We start from the raw sequence: 21,432 nt of genomic DNA, 5'->3' as shown, positions 1-21,432 counted from the left end.
TTAAAATTTTAATAGTAATGAAAAAAAACAAATGGAATCAGAGGTTTCTGACCTCATTGTTTATTATGCTTTTTGCATGCACGGCAAGCGTCTTTGCACAAAGTATGATAAGCGGTACTGTTAAAGACGGTAATGATGAACCATTACCAGGTGTTACAGTTGCAGTACATGGAAGCAACAACGGTACCATCACTGATGTAAATGGCAAATACAGCATTAATGCAAAATCAAATGACGTGCTGGTCTTCTCATATATTGGTATGGCAACTCAAGAAATAAAGATAGCTGGCAAACATGTCATTAATATAATAATGAAAGATGACGTAGCATCTTTGGATGAGATTGTTGTTGTTGGTTATGGTACACAAAAGCGTGCAAGTATTACAGGTGCTGTGTCTACCGTTTCTGATAAAGAAATATTGAGAGCTCCAACAATGAGTATCAGTAATGTAATCGGTTCTCGTGTCGCTGGTATATCAGCGGTGCAATCAAGTGGACAGCCGGGATCAGATAATGCATCTTTAACAGTACGTGGACAAAGTGATATTATTTATGTAATTGATGGCATCAGACGAACTGCTGCTGACTTTAATGGTCTGGACCCAAATGAAATTGAATCAGTTTCTGTTTTAAAAGATGCATCAGCCGTTGCTGTTTATGGCTTGGATGCTAATGGTGCCTTTATTGTAACAACCAAAAAAGGAAGAAATGAAAAAATGTCTATTTCTTATTCGGGTGAATATGGTATCAGTAAAAATACACAGCAGCAAGAATGGCTGGATGGACCGGGATATGCTTATTGGTATAATAAAGCGCTAAACCTTGACGGTAAAGAGGCATTATTCACAAAAGACATGGTCCAAAAAATGAAAGATGGTGTAGATGGATGGGGAAATACTAACTGGTACGACAAGATTTTTGGAACCGGAACTCGTCAACATCATAATGTTTCTGCATCAGGTGGCACAGAAAGACTTCATTTCTTTGCTTCTATCGGTTATCTGAAAGAGAAAGGAAATATTGACAATTTCAATTATGACAGATTAAATTTGCGCTCAAACATCGACGCCAAATTAACCAAATCACTAACTTTTACTTTAGGAATTTCCGGACGTGTAGAAACTCGTAAACAACCACGTTATTCGGCTAACCCTGATAGTTGGCTAAATCTTCCGTTGCAAGCTATACGTGCTCTTCCATATGCTCCTGATACTTATGAAAAAGATGGAGAAACTTACTATGTGGCTACTCCACAAGCTACCGGACATGTATCTCCTGTTGCATCTGCATTTGACTCTGGTTATAACAAATCACATTCTTCCTATATCCAATCAAACTTCAGCCTAAAGTATGATGCTCCTTGGCTAAAAGGATTGAGTTTCAAATTCCAAGGTGCCTATGACCTGAACTACAATTTTAGCAAAGTTTTGACAAATCCTTATAAGGTCATGGTCATGGAATTGCCAACAGCCGAATCTACCACTCTGAATTATCACTTGGGGGATGATCCGGCAGGCAATACAATTAGTCTTAGTGAATCAGCAGCGCGTGGTTATACATTTACTACACAGTCAAGTATTAACTACGATAATGTTTTTGGCAAACACAATGTCAGTGTTTTATTATTAGCAGAAACTCGTGAAATAAAAAGTAACACATTTAGTGCTGCTGGCTATGGTCTGGACTTTATTGAGTTGGATGAATTAAGTAGGCTGACCAATCAAACGGGGGATGGTTCAACTAAACATCCTGAAGTCGGAGGTTATAGTGGTAATAGTCGTGTGGCAGGGTTTGTTGGTCGTGTCAATTATAGCTATGCGGATAAATACTATGCAGAAGCATCTCTCCGTTATGATGGTAGTTATTTATTTGGAGGAATGAACAAGCGTTGGATTACTTTACCTGGATTGTCTTTAGGATGGAGAATTAATAACGAAAATTGGTTCAATTTGCCATGGGTGAATAACCTTAAATTAAGAGGAGGAGTTGGTAAAACAGCAACAAGTAGCGGATTATCGGCCTTCCAATGGAGTAACTCAATGGGAATCAGCAATAACGCAGTTGTAATTGGAAGTGGCAGCCAAAGTATGCTTTATTATGCTACACTTGGTAATCCTAATCTGACGTGGGCGCAATGTATGAATTACAATGTCGGTTTTGATGCCACTTTATGGAATGGATTATTAGGAGTTGAATTTGATGTATTCTATAAATACGAATTTGATAAACTGGCGACTATTGGTGGTACCTATCCCCCATCTATAGGTGGTTATTATTTCACTCAAGCTAATATAAACAAGGCTGATTATAAAGGATTTGATATTACATTAAACCATCATAACAAAATAGGTAGTTTCAATTATGGTGCTAAATTAATCTGGTCGTATGCCTATGGAAGATGGTTGAAATACTCTGGTGATGCCGAAAACACTCCAGATTACCAAAAACTTACAGGAAAGCAGATCGGAGCTAAATATGGCTTTGTAGCCATGGGATTATTTCAGAATGAAGAAGAAGTTGCCAACTCTCCCATCATAGCAGGAAGAATGCCGCTACCAGGATATATTAGGTATCAAGATAGAAATGGCGATGGCATCATTTCCAAAGAACAAGATATGGGGTATATAGGAAAGAGTGCTCGTCCGACCCATAACGGCTCTCTGAATCTTTTCGGAGAATGGAAAGGCTTCGATTTTGATTTACTATTCTCGTGGGGACTTGGTCATGAAATAGCATTAACCGGACAATATACAGCCGAGGATGCTGCAGAGGCAGGGACAATGGACCATACATCATTCACCAAACCATTTTATCAGAAAGGAAACTCACCTGTTTATCTGGTAGAAAACTCTTGGAGACCGGATAACAGAGATGCAGATTTCCCTCGTCTGGAAGTAGAAGGTCCTAATAATCAGAATGGTTATTCGTCTACATATTGGTATAGAAACGGAAACTATATGCGTCTGAAGACAGCACAAATTGGATATAACTTTCCAAAACGCTGGATCAATCAGTTAGGTGTAGAAAAAGTCAGACTTTATATAGAAGGATACAACCTCTTTACAATTAGCGGACTTACCAAATACAATATCGATCCAGAATCACCTGCTGTAAATAATGGTTATTACCCACAGCAGCGGACGTATACTTTTGGTATTAACTTAACATTCTAAAAAAGAAAAGATATGAGAAAAACAATATTACATATATACCTGGCGTTAACCTTAGGGTTTATTTCGACCTCCTGCAATGATTGGCTGGACGGCGTGGAACAGACGTCAAAAGTGAGTGATGAAATTGTATGGGAAAAAGAAGAGTATGTAGACAAAAATGTGAATGCCTTCTATACTTTCCTTCACAAGTATGGTCAGTTTGGAGATTATCAGTTTAGAGGTAGTCTGACTGAAAGTTTAACCGAAACATTTAAATACGGCTCTATCACATTAGGTGACAGAGGTGGATGGCCCAATGAATATGTGACAAATCCGGATGTTATTCTACCGGATGAATACAGACTTAATATTTGGGATAAAGACAAGGCTTATGGTAACATAAGGCAGATAAACCAGTTTCTGGTTATGCAGAAAAAGTATTCTAAATTTCCTAAAGAAAAAAATGAAATATGGGAAGCACAAGCTCGTTTCTTCCGGGCATATATTTACTTCCAATTAGCCAAACGCCATGGAGGTGTTATTCTTTACACTGATTTGGATATGACCAATAACAAAGCTCGTAGCAGCGCAGCAGATACCTGGCAACTTATTGCAGATGATCTTGATTTCGCAAGTACTTATCTACCTGAAGCGTGGAATGCCGCTAATAAGAACAGAGTCACGAAAGGAGCAGCTTATGCTCTTAAATCGCGTGCTATGCTTTATGCAGAACGCTGGCAGGACGCATATAATGCAGCTAATGAGGTTATAAAATTAAAACTATATGATTTGGTTGATGACTATGCCCAAGCATGGAAAGGTAACAACGTGGAGTCTATTCTTGAATTTGATTACGATCAGGATACAGGTCCTAATCATGACTTCGACCAGTATCATGTTCCTCAATGTGATGGTTGGGATTATGGTGCTTTAGGTACTCCTACGCAGGAAATGGTAGAATCTTATGAGACTAAAAACGGACAGAAAGTAGATTGGACACCTTGGCATGGTATTACTAACACTCCTCCTCCTTATGATCAGTTGGAGCCTCGCTTTGCAGCAAGTGTTATTTATCGTGGCTCTATGTGGAAGGGGCGTAAAATGGATTGTAGTGTCAATGGTACAAATGGTGCTTATATAGATTATGGAGTACAAGGATATTCTTATGGAAAAACGACAACTGGATATTTCCTTAGAAAATTAATGGATGAATCATTGACAGACTTAAAGGGCAAGAAGAGCCATCAACCATGGGTTGAAATCCGTTATGCAGAAGTTCTTCTAAATAAAGCAGAAGCTGCATATAGATTAAATAAAATAGATGAAGCCCAAAAAGCCATGAATGATGTACGCGCTCGTAAAAATGTGGGACTTCCCGGAAAGAGTTCAACTGGTGAAACTTGGTTTAATGATTATAGAAACGAACGAAAAGTTGAATTAGCTTATGAAGGACATTTATATTGGGATATGCGCCGCTGGAAATTAGCTCATACAGAATATACAGGTTATCGTGTGCATGGAATGAAAATCACAGGTGATACGTATGAATATATAGAAGCAGACAATAAAGACAGAAAATTCCTAAAAAAACTGTACGTATTTCCTGTGCCAACTGATGAAATGAGGAATAACTCGTTGATAGAACAATATGATGAATGGAAATAACACCTAAAAGAATAATGCAATGAAAAATAAAATATTTTTAATCATAATGGCTGCATTTATCTTTGGAATAAGTGCATGCCAAAGCCCGGAAGACTTAGCACCATCCGCTTCACACAATGGTATTAATAGTCTCAAAGCATTTCTACTGGATGATGATAGTGAGAACAACAATTTTGTAGGTGAGATAGATTACGCTAATCGGACAATAACAATTGTTTGTCCTTATAATTATCCGAAGGAGTCTGATAACTTGTTTCCAACAGACAAGCTGGTTAAAATGCGAATGGAAGCAGGGTTGGATAATAACGTGTATGTCACGCCTTCTTTGTTATATATGGATTTAACGAAAGAGAACTATATTACTGTAACCTTACAAAACAAAGAACAGGTTCAGTACAAAGTTGTATGTGAAATACGTAAGAATAATGAATGTGCTATTACACAATACAATATCCCTTCTTTGGAGTTCCATGGAATTATAAATGAAGAAAACAAGTCAATCTCATTAATTAGTACTGACCCCGTAGGCACTTCTTTAGCCGAAGTGAAAGTTTCTCATGGTGCTACTATTTCTCCAGATCCTACTACAGAAACATTGAATTATGATGAGCCATTTAATGTAACGGTAACTGCGCAAAATGGAAAAGACAAAGCAACATACGCAGTAAGAGTAGTAGAGCCTAATAAATTACCGCAAGGAATGAGAAAAGGAAGTGGTAAACTGATATGGAGCAAAGCATTAGGTGATATGGGTATCAATGGAACAGACAACAATACTGTTGCTATCGCTTCTTCTTCCAATTACTTATTTGTAAATACCAGAAATTCAGACTTAAAATATTTCAATCGGAATACTGGTGAATATGTGGGCACTATCAACTTGCCGTTCAAGAGTGGTTTGGCCAATTTCTGTATAGCCAATGATGCCAATAACAATCTATTGATTACCAATTTAAGAAATACAGGAGGCGGTGCGCAAGCTGTACAAACTATTTATCGTATAACAGGAACAGGAGAACCTCAAAAATATATAGAAACGTCTCATATTTATCCGACAGGAAGAAAACTTTCCGTGTGTGGTAGTTTGGATGGTGATGCTATCATTTTATCTAGTGTCGAAATATCAAGCAAGATACTTTATTGGGAAGTGAAAAATGGAGTATTGCAATCACAAGAGCCTAAATTATTCACTGCGGATCCTACCATCATTGGATGGAATTATTTAGGTGATGCTGTTACGTTTGGAACAGATTTAAGTCAAGGTATATTCTGTGTTGGTTATGGTAGTCAACCGAGAGCATTTGGCTTCTTTAATCCAGACGGTTCAAAAAATGCACTATATAATCTCGCCAATGTTACCGTTGAAGGTGCCCCTCTAAATGATTCCGGACATATACTTCAACAACTTGACATAGCAGAATTTAATGGAGCAAGGTATATTGCTGTAGCTGACCAGTTCTGGAATTATAATACATATGGATTATTGTATGATGTAACAGTGCCTGGCAATTTAGCAGGAGATCCCAAAGATCCTAACTTATTTATATATCAAACTAATCCTATCTGGAACAACTCAAATGCAAATAATGTAGCTGATATAAACTTGAGAGTTTCCACAGATGGAATGAAAATGACATTATATCTGTTAGGAACTAACGGAGGGGTAGCTGCTTATGAGTTTGACTGTATTGATGTGGAACATTTAGTTAAATAATTAAATTAACAAGGCTGCCTCCGGTCATAAAGTCTTTATGACTTGAGGTAGCCTTTTAACTATTCAAATAATGAAAAAGTCCCTGATTATTTTATTACTGGGCTTTATCCTGTGTTCATGTTCGAAAGATGATACTTCCTCTTCATGGGAATGGGAAGAACCGGAACTTCCGGTGACACCTGTAAAATCCAAACCTCGCTATATCTGGATTGATGCAGCTGCCAATTTTCCTGATTTTGCCAATAGTAAAGAGAATATCATCAGAGACCTGAACTTGGCTAAAGATGCTGGATTCACAGACATTGTAGTAGATGTGCGTCCCACTACCGGCGATGTACTGTTTAAAACGAATGTAGCCGATCCGGTAAAATACTTATATGCTTGGATTTCGGGGCGATACACCCAGGTACAACGTACAGCAGAATGGGATTATTTACAAGTATTTATTGATGAAGGGCACAAACTAGGTTTAAAGGTCCATGCTGCAATTAATACAATGGTTGGTGGAAATACGACAAATAATGGAACAGGAGTCATGTATCGTGATGCCTCTAAAGCTGAATGGGCCACGCAAATGAACACGGCTTCCGGTATCGTTAGTGTAATGCACACAAATGAAAGTATCAAATTTTTTAATCCGGTACGTGAAGAGGTACAACAATATGTTTGTGATATCTTGAAAGACTTGGCGCAATATAATATCGATGGCATCATTCTCGACAGAGGACGATTCCTGGATTTACAAAGCGATTTTTCTGATTATACGCGAAAGAAATTTGAAGAATATATTGAAAAGAAAATAAATATCTATCCCAATGAGATCTTATCTGCGGGAACGAAAGTACTACCAGCAGCCTATCCTGCTTATTTAACACAATGGCTGGAATTCCGCGTAAAAGTAATGTATGACTTTATGGCAAGAGCACGTAAAACTGTGAAATCTGTGAATTCCAGTATTCAGTTCGGAGTATATGTCGGCGGGTGGTATTCTTCTTATTACGATGTGGGCGTCAATTGGGCCAACCCTGAATATGACCCTTCTACGTCCTACAAATGGGCGACAAAAAAATATAAGAATTATGGATATGCCGGACTTATGGATCACATGCTTATCGGTGCCTACGCTTCTCCATTAAACGTATATGGCACTACCGAATGGACTATGTCTGGTTTTTGTTCCCTGGCAAAAGCCAAGATCAAAGGGACTTGTCCGTTAGTTGTCGGAGGACCTGATGTTGGTAATTGGGACCCTGACAATCGCGCTACTCAAGCACAAGAGAACCAAGCGATTGTAAACTCTGTAAAAGCTTGTATGGATGCTTGTGATGGATATTTCTTATTTGATATGATTCATCTAAAACTTGCTAATCAGTGGCAATACGCCAAAGAAGGAATTAATTTAGCTATAAATTAAAAATACATGTATATGCATTGCTATCTAAAATATATGAAAGCGGTATCTACGCTAATAATATGCTTTTTCGCTCCAGCTCTCTTTGCACAAACAATTAGTGGAAAGGTATCATGTGACGGAAAAGGAATAAAAGATGTGGTTGTCACAGATGGCATTCACTTCGCTCAAACAAACCATAAAGGAGAATATATAATTCCGATGACAGATAATGCCTCCTTTGTTTATTTATCTACTCCAGCAGGGTATTTACCCCAACGAGAATATAGTATGCCTCTATTTTATCAACCGATACAAACCGGAAAGGTAACAGGGTATGACTTTGAACTGAAAAGAAATCCGTATGATGATAACACACATACCTTTATGGTGCACGCTGATGCACAACTTTTCAAAAAAGACAATTTGCAACCTTACAATCAGATTTTAGATGATTGCATTGATTTTATTGAAACTAAAAAAGGAAAAGAAATATTTGGTATCGATTGCGGAGATCTTGTAGGAGATAAGCCTGAACTATATCCTGACTACATCCGTTCTCTTAACCGTTTGGACATTCCATTTTATAGAGTCATTGGCAACCATGATATGACTCTATACGGTCGTTCGCATGAAACGTCATATCGAAAATTCGAGGAAATTTTCGGACCATCTTATTATTCTTTTAATAAAGGTAAAGCTCACTATATAGTTCTGAATGATGTATTTTACTTGGCTAGAGATTATTTCTATGCAGGATATATTGAAGAAAAGCTACTTTCATGGTTAGAGCAGGATTTGTCATATATTAAAGAAGGCTCATTAGTCTTTGTAGCCATGCACATTCCCAGTCGCCTTGAAGTGGGTCAAATTCCATTTGAATATTCAAATGCAAATATAGCAGGTAGAGTCAGCAATGCTGCTTTTTTATATGAAATATTAAAGCCCTACCGTGCTCATCTCTTGACAGGACATACACACTACAATAGAAATCTTGAACATTCCGAACAACTATTTGAACATATCACAGCAGCTGTATGTGGCACTTGGTGGCAAGGGACGGTTTGTCTGGATGGAACCCCGCAAGGATATGGTGTGTATGAAGTTGATAACGATCATGTGACTTGGTATTTCAAAAGTGCAGGCTTTCCTAAAAGAATATCAGATGAGAGCTTACGCTCCCGGGAGTTCCAAAGAATATCCAGATGATGTGATTGCTAATATTTGGAATTGGGATGTGAAATGGAAAGTGGAATGGCTTGAAAATGGAAAAGTGATGGGGGAAATGATTCGTTTCAGTATGTGTGATCCGGCAGCGGAAGCTCTTTGTGCAGATAAGGAAAAATTAGAGTTTAAATGGATTTCTGCTACTCCTAACGAGCATATGTTCAGGGCTACTGTAAAAGACAAGAATGCAAAAATAGAGGTGATTGCGACAGATCGCTTCGGTAACATATATCGAGCTAATCTGAATAATAATAAATAAAGTCTATACGATGGAATATAAAAAATATATAGGATTTCTAATCATATTGGTATTATCTATACAAGGTATACAGTCAAGGACGCTAATATCGACCATCAATGATAGTAAACAAGAGGAAAAATCTAAGCCTGCTCTGATGTGGTTTGACGCAGAAGCAAATTTTGGAAGATTCAATAATCCCGATTCTATAGATTTTTATCTAGCAAAAATAAAGGTTTTAGGTTTTACACATGCTATTGTAGATGTTCGTCCCATTACAGGAGAGGTATTGTATGAAAGCGCTTATGCCCCTCGCATGAAAGAGTGGAAAGGTGCCAAAGCAGGTAGTTTTGATTATTTGGGATATTTCATAAAGAAAGGACACGAGTTAGGACTTGAGATTCATGCTTCACTGAACGTATTCTGTGCCGGTCACAATTATTTTGATCGTGGAGTTGTATACAATAATCATCCGGAATGGGCTTCCATGGTATATACTCCGGACAAAGGTATTATTCCTATTACACAAGAAAAACATAAATATGGAGCAATGACCAATCCTGTAAATGAAGAATATTGTGCATACATTCTTCGTATCCTTACAGAGTTAGTCGCCAAGTATCCCGATTTGGATGGTTTAATGCTTGATCGAGTACGATATGATGGTATTAGCGCTGATTTCTCGCATCTTTCTCGTCAGAAGTTCGAAGAGTATATTGGAGAGAAATTGAAGCGTTTTCCTGAAGATATATTTGAGTGGAAACTTGATACAAACAAACGTTACCATCCGGCACGCGGTAAATATTTCCTTAAATGGATAGAATGGAGAACGAAAACAATCACAGATTTTATGGCACGTGCCCGCAAAGAAGTAAAAGCCGTCAATAAGAATATTTCTTTCGGTACGTATACAGGAGCATGGTATCCTTCTTATTATGAAGTGGGGGTTAACTTTGCAAGTAATCAATATGATCCAAATAAAGATTTTGATTGGGCTACACCAGCTTATAAAAATTATGGTTATGCAGAATTAATTGACTTATATGCAACAGGTAATTATTATACAGATGTAACCATTAGCGAATCATTGCGAAATAATAAAAGTATTTGGAATGAAACAGACTCACAGGCTCAATCTGGCACCTGGTATTGTGTAGAGGGATCTTGCCAGCATTTACATCAGATATTGAAAGGAAACAAATTTATGGGAGGTATCTTGGTTGATCAATTCTACGACAATCCTTCTAAACTTCCGGAAACTATTGCCATGAATTTGAAGAAATCCGATGGGTTAATGGTGTTCGATATTGTACATATCATTCAGAAAAACTTATGGAAGGAAATTGAAGCCGGAATGATAGCCGGAGGAGCGTTACAACCAAAGAAAAGCTCTAAAGCCAAAGTCATGTGGCTGGATTGTTCTGCTAACTTTATACGCTTTAGTTATCCGGATTCCATCCGTTACTATGTGGATAAGTGTCATGAAATAGGTATTACTCATCTGGTACTGGATATAAAAGACAATACTGGAGAAGTGCTCTATCCTAGTAAATACGCCACACAAAAAAGAAATTGGAAGAATTTCGACCGTCCTAATTTCGATTTTATAAATACCTTCATTGAGGCTGCTCGTGCCCATGATTTGAAGATTTTTGCTAATTTGAATGTATTTGCTGACGGACAAAACATTGTGAAACGAGGAGATATTTATACAAAGCATAAAAAATGGCAAGGAGTCAATTATGTCCCCCGGAAAGGACTATTGCCTATGACAGAAATTGAAGGTAAGGCAACTCTATTTTTGAATCCTGCTTTGAAAGCAGTGCAGCAATATGAAATAAATATCATCAAAGAGATTGTGAAGAATTACTCTTTTGATGGGATTATGCTTGATCGTGCCCGTTATGATTGCATCGACGCCGACTTTTCACCTGAATCAAGAAAAATGTTTGAAAAGTATCTTGGTAAAAAGCTGAATAAATATCCTGAAGATATTTATGAATGGCGTCCAAATGCTTCGGGAGAGATTGACCGTGTAGCCGGACCTTACTATTTTCAATGGATAGAATGGCGTGCATCTATAATTTATAATTTCATGAAAGATGTTCGTCAGGCAATTAAAAGTATAAACCCCGACTGTATGTTGGGAGTGTACACAGGAGCTTGGTATCCCAGTTACTTTGAAGTGGGTGTCAATTGGGCGAGCCGCACCTACGATGTCCATCAGGATTTCCACTGGGCTACTCCTAATTATAAGAATTATGGCATTGCCGAATTGCTCGACTTTTATACTAATGGCAACTATTATTGGAATGTTTCTTTAGATGATTATTACAAATCATCGGGACGGCATAAAAATGAGACTGACAGTCAAGTGTCTACCGGAGAATATCTTTGTGTAGAAGGTGGCTGCAAATATTCAAAATATCTATTAAAAGGAGCCGTTCCCGTATCAGGTGGATTATACGTAGAAGATTATAAAAATGATGCTGGACAGTTTAGAAAAGCTGTACGCATGAATTTGAAAGAATCAGACGGAGTAATGATATTCGATATTGTGCACATTATCCGAAATAACTGGTGGAATGAATTGAAAGAGGCTATTGATTCTGCAACAGCCTATGAATGAAATATTTATTAACCCAACTAATACACTTATTGATTATGAAACGAATTAATTTTATGTCTTTATTGTTGTTGACTATATTGACTTCAACAATTGTTGCATGTGCTGAAAGTTATCCTGAACATGAATGGGAATGGGATAAGACACCGGAAGAAACCAATCCGGGTATTGTAGAGTTAGGATGGACAGCCCAATATCAATTCGGTAAACTTCCGACTTATATTAGTATTTATAAGTCACCGGAACAACTGGAATCTAAAAAAGCTGTAGCTTATATTGCAGTAGCTGATATGAGTAAAGCTTCATTCTCTGTTTTAGGTGAAAAGACAGGTTCTAAAACTCCTTCGCAGTTTTATGAGCAGTCACAACATTCTGTCATTTTAAATGGAGGTTTCTTTTGGGATGGTTCATCATTGAGTATGATTTGTCGTGACGGCCAAGTGATTTGTCCGAACAATCAATCGGATTCAGAGGACTGGGTAACGATTTATTATCCTACAAGAGCTGTCTTTGGACTTATGACAGATGGTAGCTATAAGACCACTTGGACTTATACTACAACTACAAATATTACTTATTCCTATCCACAACCTGCCGAAAATAAATATGGTGAAACTCCTAAAGAAGTTCCTTCTGCTACATTCCCGGCCGGTGGCAGCGTATTAAAAGCAAAGAATGCTATTGGTGGTGGTCCAATGCTTATCAAAGATGGGGCTATCAAAGATACATATGTTGCAGAATTGCTAAAGATCAGCGCAGATTCAAATCAACCTCGTTCAGCTATAGGAATAACCAAAGACAACAAACTTATCTTATTTGTTTGTGAAGGGCGTGAAATGACACCAGGGGTAGTAGGATATACCACTGCTGAAGTCGCAAAAATCTTAAAATCTTTAGGATGTGTAGATGCAATGAATTTAGATGGAGGTGGTTCCAGTTGCATGTTAATTAATGGAAAGGAAACTATTAAAGGTACGGATGGCAAACAACGTACAGTAGTTACAGCGGTAGGCCTAAGATAAATGTCTTTCATTCAGGCTATTTAAACAATAGAATTTGTTCTGTACGTATTCATATAATATTAGCAGAACAAATTTTTTATATCATTATATTTCTTCTCATAACTAATTATTGACGTAGTTTGTAAATGTATGATAGAAAAGGGAAGAGAGAATTATGTAGTGATGGCAATATATAAAATTTATTATCAATAAACTATTGTAATTGTTGACGTATGAATAAGCGTGCTTTAGCTTTAGATGCTTTAAGAGGATATGCAATTATTACGATGGTACTTTCGGCTACCATCGTAACGCATGTTCTTCCCGGTTGGATGAGTCATGCGCAAACGCCTCCGCCAGATCATGTGTTTAATCCGTTGTTACCCGGCATTACTTGGGTAGACCTTGTGTTTCCTTGTTTCTTGTTCGCTATGGGAGCCGCGTTTCCTTTTTCCATAAGGAAACGTACTGGAAAAGGTGATTCAAAACTGAAACTTGTTTATGAAGCTGTCAAACGGGGGATTCAGTTGACTTTCTTTGCTATTTTTATTCAGCATTTTTATCCGTACATGTTAAGCTCTCCACAAGATATGAGGGCATGGTTGCTGGCTATACTCTGTTTTATTGTTCTATTTCCCATGTTTATGCGTATTCCTTGGAAGATGCCGGATTGGGCACATACTTCAATAAAAGTTGGAGCTTACATTATTGCTGCCATCATGTTAGCAACCACCTCTTATGCAGATGGTAAGACATTCAGCCTATTCTCCAGTAATATCATCATTTTGTTGTTGGCTAATATGGCTGTTTTCGGCTCTATTCTTTACATTTTCACAATGCATAATCGTTGGATACGCTTAGGAGTTCTGATATTGCTACTGGCAATGATATTAGGGAGTACAGTGGATGGTTCGTGGACACAGAGTGTATTTAATTATACTCCTTTGCCATGGATGTATCGGTTTGATTACTTGAAATACTTATTTATCGTTATTCCCGGCAGTATAGCTGGCGAATATTTAGCGGAGTGGATGAAAACATATCAAAAAGAGACGGATGATTATGCTACATCTCCTTATCGTAAAATGAGTATCATGTTGATGATATTATCCATCGTTCTTATCATTAGTAATCTTTACGGTCTCTACACTCGTAATTTGGTTATTAATCTGGTGGTTACAGTTTTATTGCTACTAACAGGTAAATGTATATTTCCACACAAGGCGGATGGGATAGCCCTATTATGGAAAAAGTTGTTTAATGCAGGAGCATTCTTACTTCTTTTGGGTTTGTGTTTTGAACCTTTTCAGGATGGCATTAAAAAAGATCCGACAACTTTTAGTTATTTCTTTGTTACTTCCGGGCTGGCTTTCCTGGCTCTTATATTTCTAAGTATTATTTGTGACTATTTCAGGTGTGTCAAAAGTACTCGTTTTTTAGTCATGTCCGGTCAGAACCCAATGATAGCTTATGTGGTCGGCGATTTATTGATTATGCCATTGGCTAACATATTAGGCGTTGCTTCATTGTTATCTTATTTTCAACATAGTGCTTGGTTAGGTTTTCTCCAAGGAGTAATTCTTACTTCTTTGGCAGTTTTAGTGACTATGTTCTTCACAAAAATCAAATGGTTTTGGAGAACGTAAATATCAATGTGATTATTATATATTAAAAAGAGTTGCTTTCGGTCGCTTTTTTATTGATTCTACTATTTCCTATCCTTTGTAAATGAAAAGAAGTAGAGAAGTAAACAAATAAAATACGGTATTTATATGCATAATTACGAATAAAAGAACGGTCATTTGCATATAAATTACCGTATTATTTGCGAAAAACATACGGTTGATTCTAATGAAACGTACGGTTGGTTTTAAAGAAACACAAGGTTGGTTTATAAGAAACGCCACGTGCATTTAAAAGGAAGCATATTTTACTCGTGAAAATAGGATTTCTTGATTTATTAGAAGTGTTTTTAGGACTCTGTTTAATCAAACAAAAAGCATGTATGGATTGATAAATGCATTCATTATGCAGCGCATAATATTCAATAATAATGATTATGCTCTATAATAGAAGAATTTCTTCGATTCCTGAATTATACAAATCACTAATCCGTACGATTCTTTTCCACTCCCGGCATTGAGACTGAATAAATTCGATTATAGTGCAATTCAAATATCAAAATGACATTTTATCATTTTGATATTTGAAGATTTGTTTCTATTGATATAGCGTACGAAAAAGCCACCTATTAAGATTATTAAAATAGTGACGCTATGTCAACAGGATAGCGTTGCTATAAGCTTCATATAGCGACGCTATACCAAGCCGATAGCGACACTATTTTATTTGATTGCTTTTTTTATGATTGGACAGACAAGATCAGCATATCTCATCATGCCTAAATCAGTGAAATGAATACCATCAATTGTGGCTTCTCCATCTTCTCCCAGCATATTCTTTGAAGAGATTAAAATGATATTTTTCTCATTTATCTTTTTTAGTCGGTTGAATATCTCCTTTAGCGTATCATTCTTTCTTTGTACCTCCTTAGCAATTCTTTCATCATAAAATGTATGGGTGAATATAGGATCTTCTATGAAAATAATAGGCGTATCCGGATGCTTACTACGAATGATGTGATAGAATGTCTCCATACGTTCTTTCATCTGTTCTACAGAAGCATTAGGTACAAAGTCTAAAACAAAAACACTGGCATCTACCTCGGCTATTACTTTGGCAACTTCTAAATCTAGCAATGCATTTCCACTGAATCCCAGATTGATACATTCACGATTTAATCTTCTTGATATAATGTTTGTATGTGCCATTCCGGGACGTGAAGCACAACCTCCTTGAAGAATACTGGTTCCATAAAATACAACCGGCTTCTGGCGGATTGGATAATCAATTAAAGGCTGATCAATAGTAGCTAACGAATCAATCCCTATAGATAGGGAAACCAAACCGTCATAGAGAGGAAGATAAAGCATATATTCTCTCTCTTCCGGTTGCATGTTAGCAATGATTGTTGCTTGATTTGTTTTTCCATTTGGACGGGCACTATTTATGAATCTCCATTTTCCTATTACCTTCCCAACAGTATAAATCAAGTCCTTTCACTCCTGTATCAGTCATGTGATTCATATGATTATTGAAGAGATTCTCCCATCTCACTGCTATATGAGTGGAATTACTATGAAATCGTATTGCCATTCCTGCCGAATTACGACTTAAGTACCAAAGAGGAGGACGTGATATGTGTTCTAATGAGTCAGGAAACCTTTCATATCGTACTCCATTGTTTTCTGTTGCTTTTCCTAATAGAGGGAAGTTTGATGCATCATAGTATATTATTTGGGCAAAGCTTATGGCTTGTCCACAAAGTAAAAGTCCAATTAAAATATATCTTATCATAGCATTTAATTTTCTGGAAATTTAATCTTCTGATAATATGTCTGTTTTAAGACTTTCCTAACAGAAGGATTATCAATCCCTTTATTATAAAAATAAATTTCACTATTAATCCCCAACTCCCGGTTTATACGAAGTTGCTTTTGTAATAGTTCCGGTGACATTTTGGAATTACTCCCCTCCATCAAAATCATGCCAGGTGCAAACAATTGGTTTGGATTATTCTGATGTATATACTTCAAAACTTCTGAAACCGTAGCACGATAAGCGTCAACACTATAGCGATAACACTGAACAGCTAACAGATCACAAACTTTCTCTTTACACCAACGAGGCCATTCCTGCATCAGATTCTCTTCACACCAAGGGTAAGGGTTCGGGGCGAAACTAATCATTACATTTGGGCTCTTTGCTTTGATTCTTTTATATAATCGTTTTGCAAAGGTATTTAAAATATCCAAACGCCAATGTACCCATTCCGTATTATTATAATCTACAGGAGGATTATTCCCTTGATGTTGTGATTGATAAAGAGAAACTGTATAGGTATCATATCCGGAATTCCGAGGCATAGCAGGAAAGCGATCATCCCCTTGAATACCATCTAAATCAGGATAAAGCATCAATGCTTCTTCTATAAGTTCTATTAAGAAATTCTGCACGGCAGGATTATAGGCATTAAAATAGTAATCATGTTGATTATAATTGGCAGGTTGTTGTTGATTGTCTATTCCTAGCCAGTGGGGGTTCTTTGCTAACAAAGGATTATTAAGTGATATCGGACGTCCTTCTCCCATAAAGCCATACTCAAACCAGAAAAACACTTTTATATCGTGTTTATGAGCTTCATCAATCAAATCACGTACCGGATCATTGGTTGGACTTTGATATTGCTTTGAATATCTACTTAGTAAATAACTTTCTTCTTGTGTTTTATAAGTAGAATAATGCATCAACACGTCACTTCTATATATCGTTTTAGTTTCCGCATAAGATACAAGAAATATAGAATTCATATTCAACTCATCCAATGTCTTTACAAAATCTTTCACTCCCTGATAGGAATGTAATACAGGGGTGAAACGGGGAGCAGGAACCCAGACTCCCCGAATCCCTTGCTCTGTTGTTTTTGCTATACTTTGTAGACTAATAAATAAAATCGAAAGACATATACAAAACGTTAACTTTTTACTCATGAATAAAAAATGATTAATTGATAACTTAACTATCCTTATCCTATTATAGTTTTTAGATTATACTATCTTGCAAATAACACAGTAGCAACCGGTCGTTGTTGATGATATTTATTACATGGTTTTATAGTCTCTTTACCATTAATCAACATACAGCTCGAACCTCCTCCGTCTAAATTAAGTGCATCTACACACCCGAATGATTTCATTAACCGAGCAAGTTGGGCTAGAGTCATACCTGAAATATCCGGTGTTTGTTCGCGTCCTTCACAAACAAATAAAATCAATTTCCCGTCTTGCGTAATTCCTACTGCAGAACGAGGCTGACAAGTCTGTGGATTTATACCACTTGCAACGTCTAATAGTTCTTCTACCCAACTATTACGAATCGTTCCATCCTTGATTAATATAGGACCTGCACCAATTCCCATTTCGGCGGTCCAGACTTTTGCCCCTTTTGGAAAGCCTTTTGATGGCACAGGTAACGGAAGACGTGTGGAGCTGTTTAAGGCCGGCATATCATACGCATAGGTTTGTTGAGCCGATTTATATATCCAGTCAACATGATATGTCCCATCTGTATAAAGACTGAAAACTGAACGGGTAGGGTAATATGCAGTCTTTTTACCTTCCAATAAGCGATTCACTACAGATATGTTGTCAGATAAGATTTTTCCATTTTTGCATATAAGACTAACAGTCTTTCCATTAGCAAAATATCCTCCATTTAATACAATAGATGGTTTTCTTTTTTCTGACTGGTAGAATTCTGTCGGAGTTTTTACCCCACTATCTGCACCTCCAACATCCAAACTCCCTCCTTTTTTGGTATCTATAACTGCTATATAAGCATTTGTTCGTGTACTTTCAATCCAGTCCGGAGAGTGATAAACACTGATGTATTCGGGTAACTTCCCAAAAGTAGTGACACGGGTCCATCCTAACTTTTCAGGATTCTGAAAATCCATTTTTCGCAAGTCCATCCGAAAAGGAGCTGCTGGTAATCCGGCATTGTTTACCAGATTTCCACGCAGAAAATTACGGAAAGCATAACGTACATAAACCGGTTGAGCCACTTTGTCACTCCATACTTTTACACGAGAGGTTCCATTTATGATTTCGGCATTGGCAGGATAAAATATACTATCTTCACTTGCAATCTCAAACCCTACTAAAGGCTCATTTTCCGGGTTTAGTCCATCATCTGCATGATCAAAGAGAATTTCAATTATCTTTCCGTTCTTCATATATGAACGATGGATAGGACCACTATATTCAAATCCCTCTAATTGATATGTTTTAGCTAATGCCCAATATGCTAAGCGTTGTCCGATTTCTCGTTTTTTGGGCGCATGAATGAATTTCTCCGAACCAAGATCGTTTGTGAATGCCATACCTGTATTAGAAACTTCATGCATACTTTCCAATTGCACTTCTCGGAAGATGGCCCTCTGAAACGGTCGGTCTACAGGTGAAGCAACAGGTGCTATTTCTGTATAATAGATAGGCAAGTCTTTCGAACGGAACAATGCTCTGTTTTGCTTGGCCCACACAGCAAACAAACGCTGATATTGTTCCGGTCGTGCAGAATTAGACTCTCCTTGATACCATATCATTCCTTTAATATTATAATTCTCCAGCGGTTTAATCATGGCATTGTATAATACGGTAGGAGTACCGTTAGCATATTTCAATTGTGGATTCTCTGCCGGAGTCAGATCAACTTCGGGAAATTGCAGGAGATTTTCTTTACTAATCCATGGCTCAATTGAAGACCCGCTCCAGGAGGCATGAATCAACCCTACCGGTATTCCTAAAACTTTCTGTAATTGATCGCCATAATAATAAGCTACGGCACTAAAAGTAGAAACAGACTTTGGAGTGTTTTTTTCCCATTGCCCTGTTACATCCTCTTCCGGAATACTACTGTATGCACGTTGCACTGTAAACAATCGCAATGAACGATTAGGATTTGCATTTACTATCGTATTCTGTGATTCTGCAGCAGGTTGCCCCCGAAAACCTTTCACGGGCATTTCCATATTCGATTGGCCGGAGCACAGCCAGACTTCTCCAATCAAAATATCATCTAATAACAGCTCTTCACCGTCTGAAATACGAATAGTGTACGGACCTCCAGCTTCCGGAGTTGTGACGGTTACCATCCAATCTCCCTTTTTATTACTATTCACTTCCTGCTGTTGTGCGTTCCATGAGGTATATATGGCAACTTTCTTATTAGGTGTAGCTTTCCCCCACAGCCTTACTTCTGACTTTTGTTGGAGCACCATCCCGTTACCTAAAATGGAGGGGAGCTGAATTTTAGCTTCACCATAAGAGCAATAGACACACAGAATTAAGATGATATACGTTATTTTCTTTGTTAGTAGTTTCATATCTCGATTATGTTCTCCAGAACCATTTAAGTTTTGTGAAAATTATAGCTATTAATGTCGCCAATGCAGTGATAATAACTCCTCGTAAGAAACCGAGCCAGGCATTTTGCTGAAGATAGGTTAAATATGATGCTACTCCTATCAGATTTAACATAGGCATTACTACCAAATTAGTAGCTACATAGGCAATCATAGGGTTTTGTCCTGCCATTTCCAATGGACGTGTCAGTCGCCGATATTTATAGATATCACATAGAATTGAAAAAGCAATCATCGCCATAAAAGCAAGACCGGCAGTAACAAAATAGTAACTGTAGGTTGAATCATCCTTACGGATTCCGCCTTCATAAGCTTCAAAGAATAAGCCTAGCATAAGTAAATAAGCTCCCGCAACAAATAGTTTTCTCCAATAATCCATGTTGTTACTTCTTGTTTTCAGAAGCCAATAAATGCAGGCTAAAATAATAACTGTACCACACAAGTTTAATAATAACTGACGTGTATACAGACCATAAAGGTTAAAGATAATAACCCCAGTAGTTAACAATAGAATTAAGGGGATTTTCCTTTTCTCTTCTAAAGATGAAGCAGCCTCTGTTCTATTTTGTAGCCATTCCTTTAAGTATTCACCGGCAATACTTCCGGGAATAATAATGAACAAGTATTTCAAATAATAAAAACTATACATCCAGGGAATCGGAGAATAGTTCATCAGGTCCTTCACCCAAGATCCGTCAGTTTTACTTCCTAGAAAAACAGCCATAATAAATGGGAGAATAGCTATTCTGGCCCATTTATTATTTGCCGTAAACAAGTATGCCAAAGAACCGAAAATAGACATATTTGCCAGAACTAGAATAATAATATTACTATATGACAGGCTAAATTCTCTGCCATTAGCATAACTTACAGTAAGTAACATGAAAACGCCTAACATATAAGCAGATAGTTGTATCCCTCCACGCAACCATCTGAGACATTTTAACCGGAATTCTCATAAACATGGGAAACATAAGAACAAATGCCGATAGGGCCAACAACCACGACCGCACATCTTGAGGAGAAGATGTTACCCAAGGATACATATGCTGGATAAAAATAGCAAAGAAAGTTAACCGGAATCCACGTAATATACAATCCCACGCTATTTTTAATTTAGATTCTCCTTTTTCCAGCTTATTACCAATAGAAAAAGGGAAAGCTGCTCCCATTGCAAATAAAAAGAATGGGAAAACTAAATCAACCCATGTTATTCCATAAAATGATGGGGCAAATGCAAAATTAGAGCGGGGACCCACTTGTGCATGGTACATCCATCCTGGTAATACTCCTGAAGCAATGGTACCCGATAAAACCATAGTAATAATGGCATATCCTCTTAATGCATCAAGAGAGAAGGCTCGTTTATTCATGACT

Annotated in this window: 11 protein-coding genes and 2 pseudogenes; 9 read left to right on the top strand and 4 right to left on the bottom strand. The window is 37.4% G+C overall.

The window, feature by feature from the left end; translation table 11 throughout:
* Positions 1-17 precede the first annotated feature (17 nt).
* From NXX38_RS16855 to NXX38_RS16815, 9 genes are all read left to right on the top strand, one after another.
* Positions 18-3,173, top strand: coding sequence for a TonB-dependent receptor (locus NXX38_RS16855; RefSeq protein WP_258980328.1), 3,156 nt, complete (start codon positions 18-20; stop codon positions 3,171-3,173).
* A 12-nt stretch (positions 3,174-3,185) separates the two neighbouring features.
* Positions 3,186-4,817, top strand: a complete 1,632-nt coding sequence (locus NXX38_RS16850; protein WP_258980327.1) for a RagB/SusD family nutrient uptake outer membrane protein — start codon at positions 3,186-3,188, stop codon at positions 4,815-4,817.
* A 19-nt stretch (positions 4,818-4,836) separates the two neighbouring features.
* On the top strand, positions 4,837-6,531 hold the full coding sequence (locus tag NXX38_RS16845) for a DUF5018 domain-containing protein (RefSeq protein ID WP_258980326.1): 1,695 nt from the start codon (positions 4,837-4,839) through the stop codon (positions 6,529-6,531).
* A 70-nt stretch (positions 6,532-6,601) separates the two neighbouring features.
* Positions 6,602-7,945 (top strand): alpha amylase family protein, encoded by a 1,344-nt coding sequence (locus NXX38_RS16840; protein ID WP_258980325.1) that lies wholly within the window; start codon positions 6,602-6,604, stop codon positions 7,943-7,945.
* 33 nt (positions 7,946-7,978) lie between these two features.
* A complete protein-coding gene (locus NXX38_RS16835; RefSeq protein WP_258980324.1) occupies positions 7,979-9,130 on the top strand; it encodes a calcineurin-like phosphoesterase family protein in 1,152 nt (383 codons plus the stop codon).
* Positions 9,087-9,407 carry a calcineurin-like phosphoesterase C-terminal domain-containing protein gene (locus tag NXX38_RS16830; RefSeq protein WP_258980323.1) on the top strand — a complete coding sequence of 107 codons (321 nt, stop codon included), beginning with the start codon at positions 9,087-9,089 and terminating at the stop codon, positions 9,405-9,407. Before NXX38_RS16835 ends, NXX38_RS16830 begins: the two co-directional genes overlap by 44 nt.
* A gap of 10 nt (positions 9,408-9,417) precedes the next feature.
* Complete coding sequence (locus NXX38_RS16825; protein ID WP_258980321.1) at positions 9,418-12,015, top strand: alpha amylase family protein; 2,598 nt, start codon at positions 9,418-9,420, stop codon at positions 12,013-12,015.
* A gap of 35 nt (positions 12,016-12,050) precedes the next feature.
* Positions 12,051-13,034, top strand: a complete 984-nt coding sequence (locus NXX38_RS16820) for a phosphodiester glycosidase family protein (RefSeq protein WP_258980319.1) — start codon at positions 12,051-12,053, stop codon at positions 13,032-13,034.
* Positions 13,035-13,246: 212 nt separating this feature from the next.
* Entirely contained in the window at positions 13,247-14,659 is a 1,413-nt protein-coding gene (locus NXX38_RS16815) for a DUF5009 domain-containing protein (RefSeq protein ID WP_258980318.1), read from the top strand.
* Between the two features lie 699 nt (positions 14,660-15,358).
* Here the strand turns inward: NXX38_RS16815 and NXX38_RS16810 are convergent.
* From NXX38_RS16810 to NXX38_RS16795, 4 genes and pseudogenes are all read right to left on the bottom strand, one after another.
* Positions 15,359-16,430: pseudogene (locus NXX38_RS16810) on the bottom strand (SGNH/GDSL hydrolase family protein).
* Positions 16,431-16,435: 5 nt separating this feature from the next.
* Positions 16,436-17,623 carry a glycoside hydrolase family 10 protein gene (locus NXX38_RS16805; RefSeq protein ID WP_258980317.1) on the bottom strand — a complete coding sequence of 396 codons (1,188 nt, stop codon included), beginning with the start codon at positions 17,621-17,623 and terminating at the stop codon, positions 16,436-16,438.
* Between the two features lie 62 nt (positions 17,624-17,685).
* On the bottom strand, positions 17,686-20,016 hold the full coding sequence (locus NXX38_RS16800; protein ID WP_258980316.1) for a phosphodiester glycosidase family protein: 2,331 nt from the start codon (positions 20,014-20,016) through the stop codon (positions 17,686-17,688).
* Between the two features lie 7 nt (positions 20,017-20,023).
* Positions 20,024-21,428: pseudogene (locus NXX38_RS16795) on the bottom strand (DUF5009 domain-containing protein).
* Between the last annotated feature and the right edge of the window lie 4 nt (positions 21,429-21,432).

Source organism: Bacteroides sp. BFG-637 (genome assembly GCF_024793605.1).
GTDB classification, from domain to species: Bacteria; Bacteroidota; Bacteroidia; order Bacteroidales; family Bacteroidaceae; genus Bacteroides; species Bacteroides vicugnae.
The sequence above is the reverse complement of the archived record's forward strand: the minus strand, read 5'-3'. Positions and strand labels throughout refer to the sequence as shown.

What these genes read in the sequence shown, in the direction of transcription:
- NXX38_RS16855 (WP_258980328.1), top strand. Translation starts at nt 18, where the DNA reads ATGAAAAAAAACAAATGGAATCAGAGGTTTCTGACCTCATTGTTTATT.
- NXX38_RS16850 (WP_258980327.1), top strand. Translation starts at nt 3,186, where the DNA reads ATGAGAAAAACAATATTACATATATACCTGGCGTTAACCTTAGGGTTT.
- NXX38_RS16845 (WP_258980326.1), top strand. Translation starts at nt 4,837, where the DNA reads ATGAAAAATAAAATATTTTTAATCATAATGGCTGCATTTATCTTTGGA.
- NXX38_RS16840 (WP_258980325.1), top strand. Translation starts at nt 6,602, where the DNA reads ATGAAAAAGTCCCTGATTATTTTATTACTGGGCTTTATCCTGTGTTCA.
- NXX38_RS16835 (WP_258980324.1), top strand. Translation starts at nt 7,979, where the DNA reads ATGAAAGCGGTATCTACGCTAATAATATGCTTTTTCGCTCCAGCTCTC.
- NXX38_RS16830 (WP_258980323.1), top strand. Translation starts at nt 9,087, where the DNA reads ATGAGAGCTTACGCTCCCGGGAGTTCCAAAGAATATCCAGATGATGTG.
- NXX38_RS16825 (WP_258980321.1), top strand. Translation starts at nt 9,418, where the DNA reads ATGGAATATAAAAAATATATAGGATTTCTAATCATATTGGTATTATCT.
- NXX38_RS16820 (WP_258980319.1), top strand. Translation starts at nt 12,051, where the DNA reads ATGAAACGAATTAATTTTATGTCTTTATTGTTGTTGACTATATTGACT.
- NXX38_RS16815 (WP_258980318.1), top strand. Translation starts at nt 13,247, where the DNA reads ATGAATAAGCGTGCTTTAGCTTTAGATGCTTTAAGAGGATATGCAATT.
- NXX38_RS16805 (WP_258980317.1), bottom strand. Translation starts at nt 17,623, where the DNA reads ATGAGTAAAAAGTTAACGTTTTGTATATGTCTTTCGATTTTATTTATT.
- NXX38_RS16800 (WP_258980316.1), bottom strand. Translation starts at nt 20,016, where the DNA reads ATGAAACTACTAACAAAGAAAATAACGTATATCATCTTAATTCTGTGT.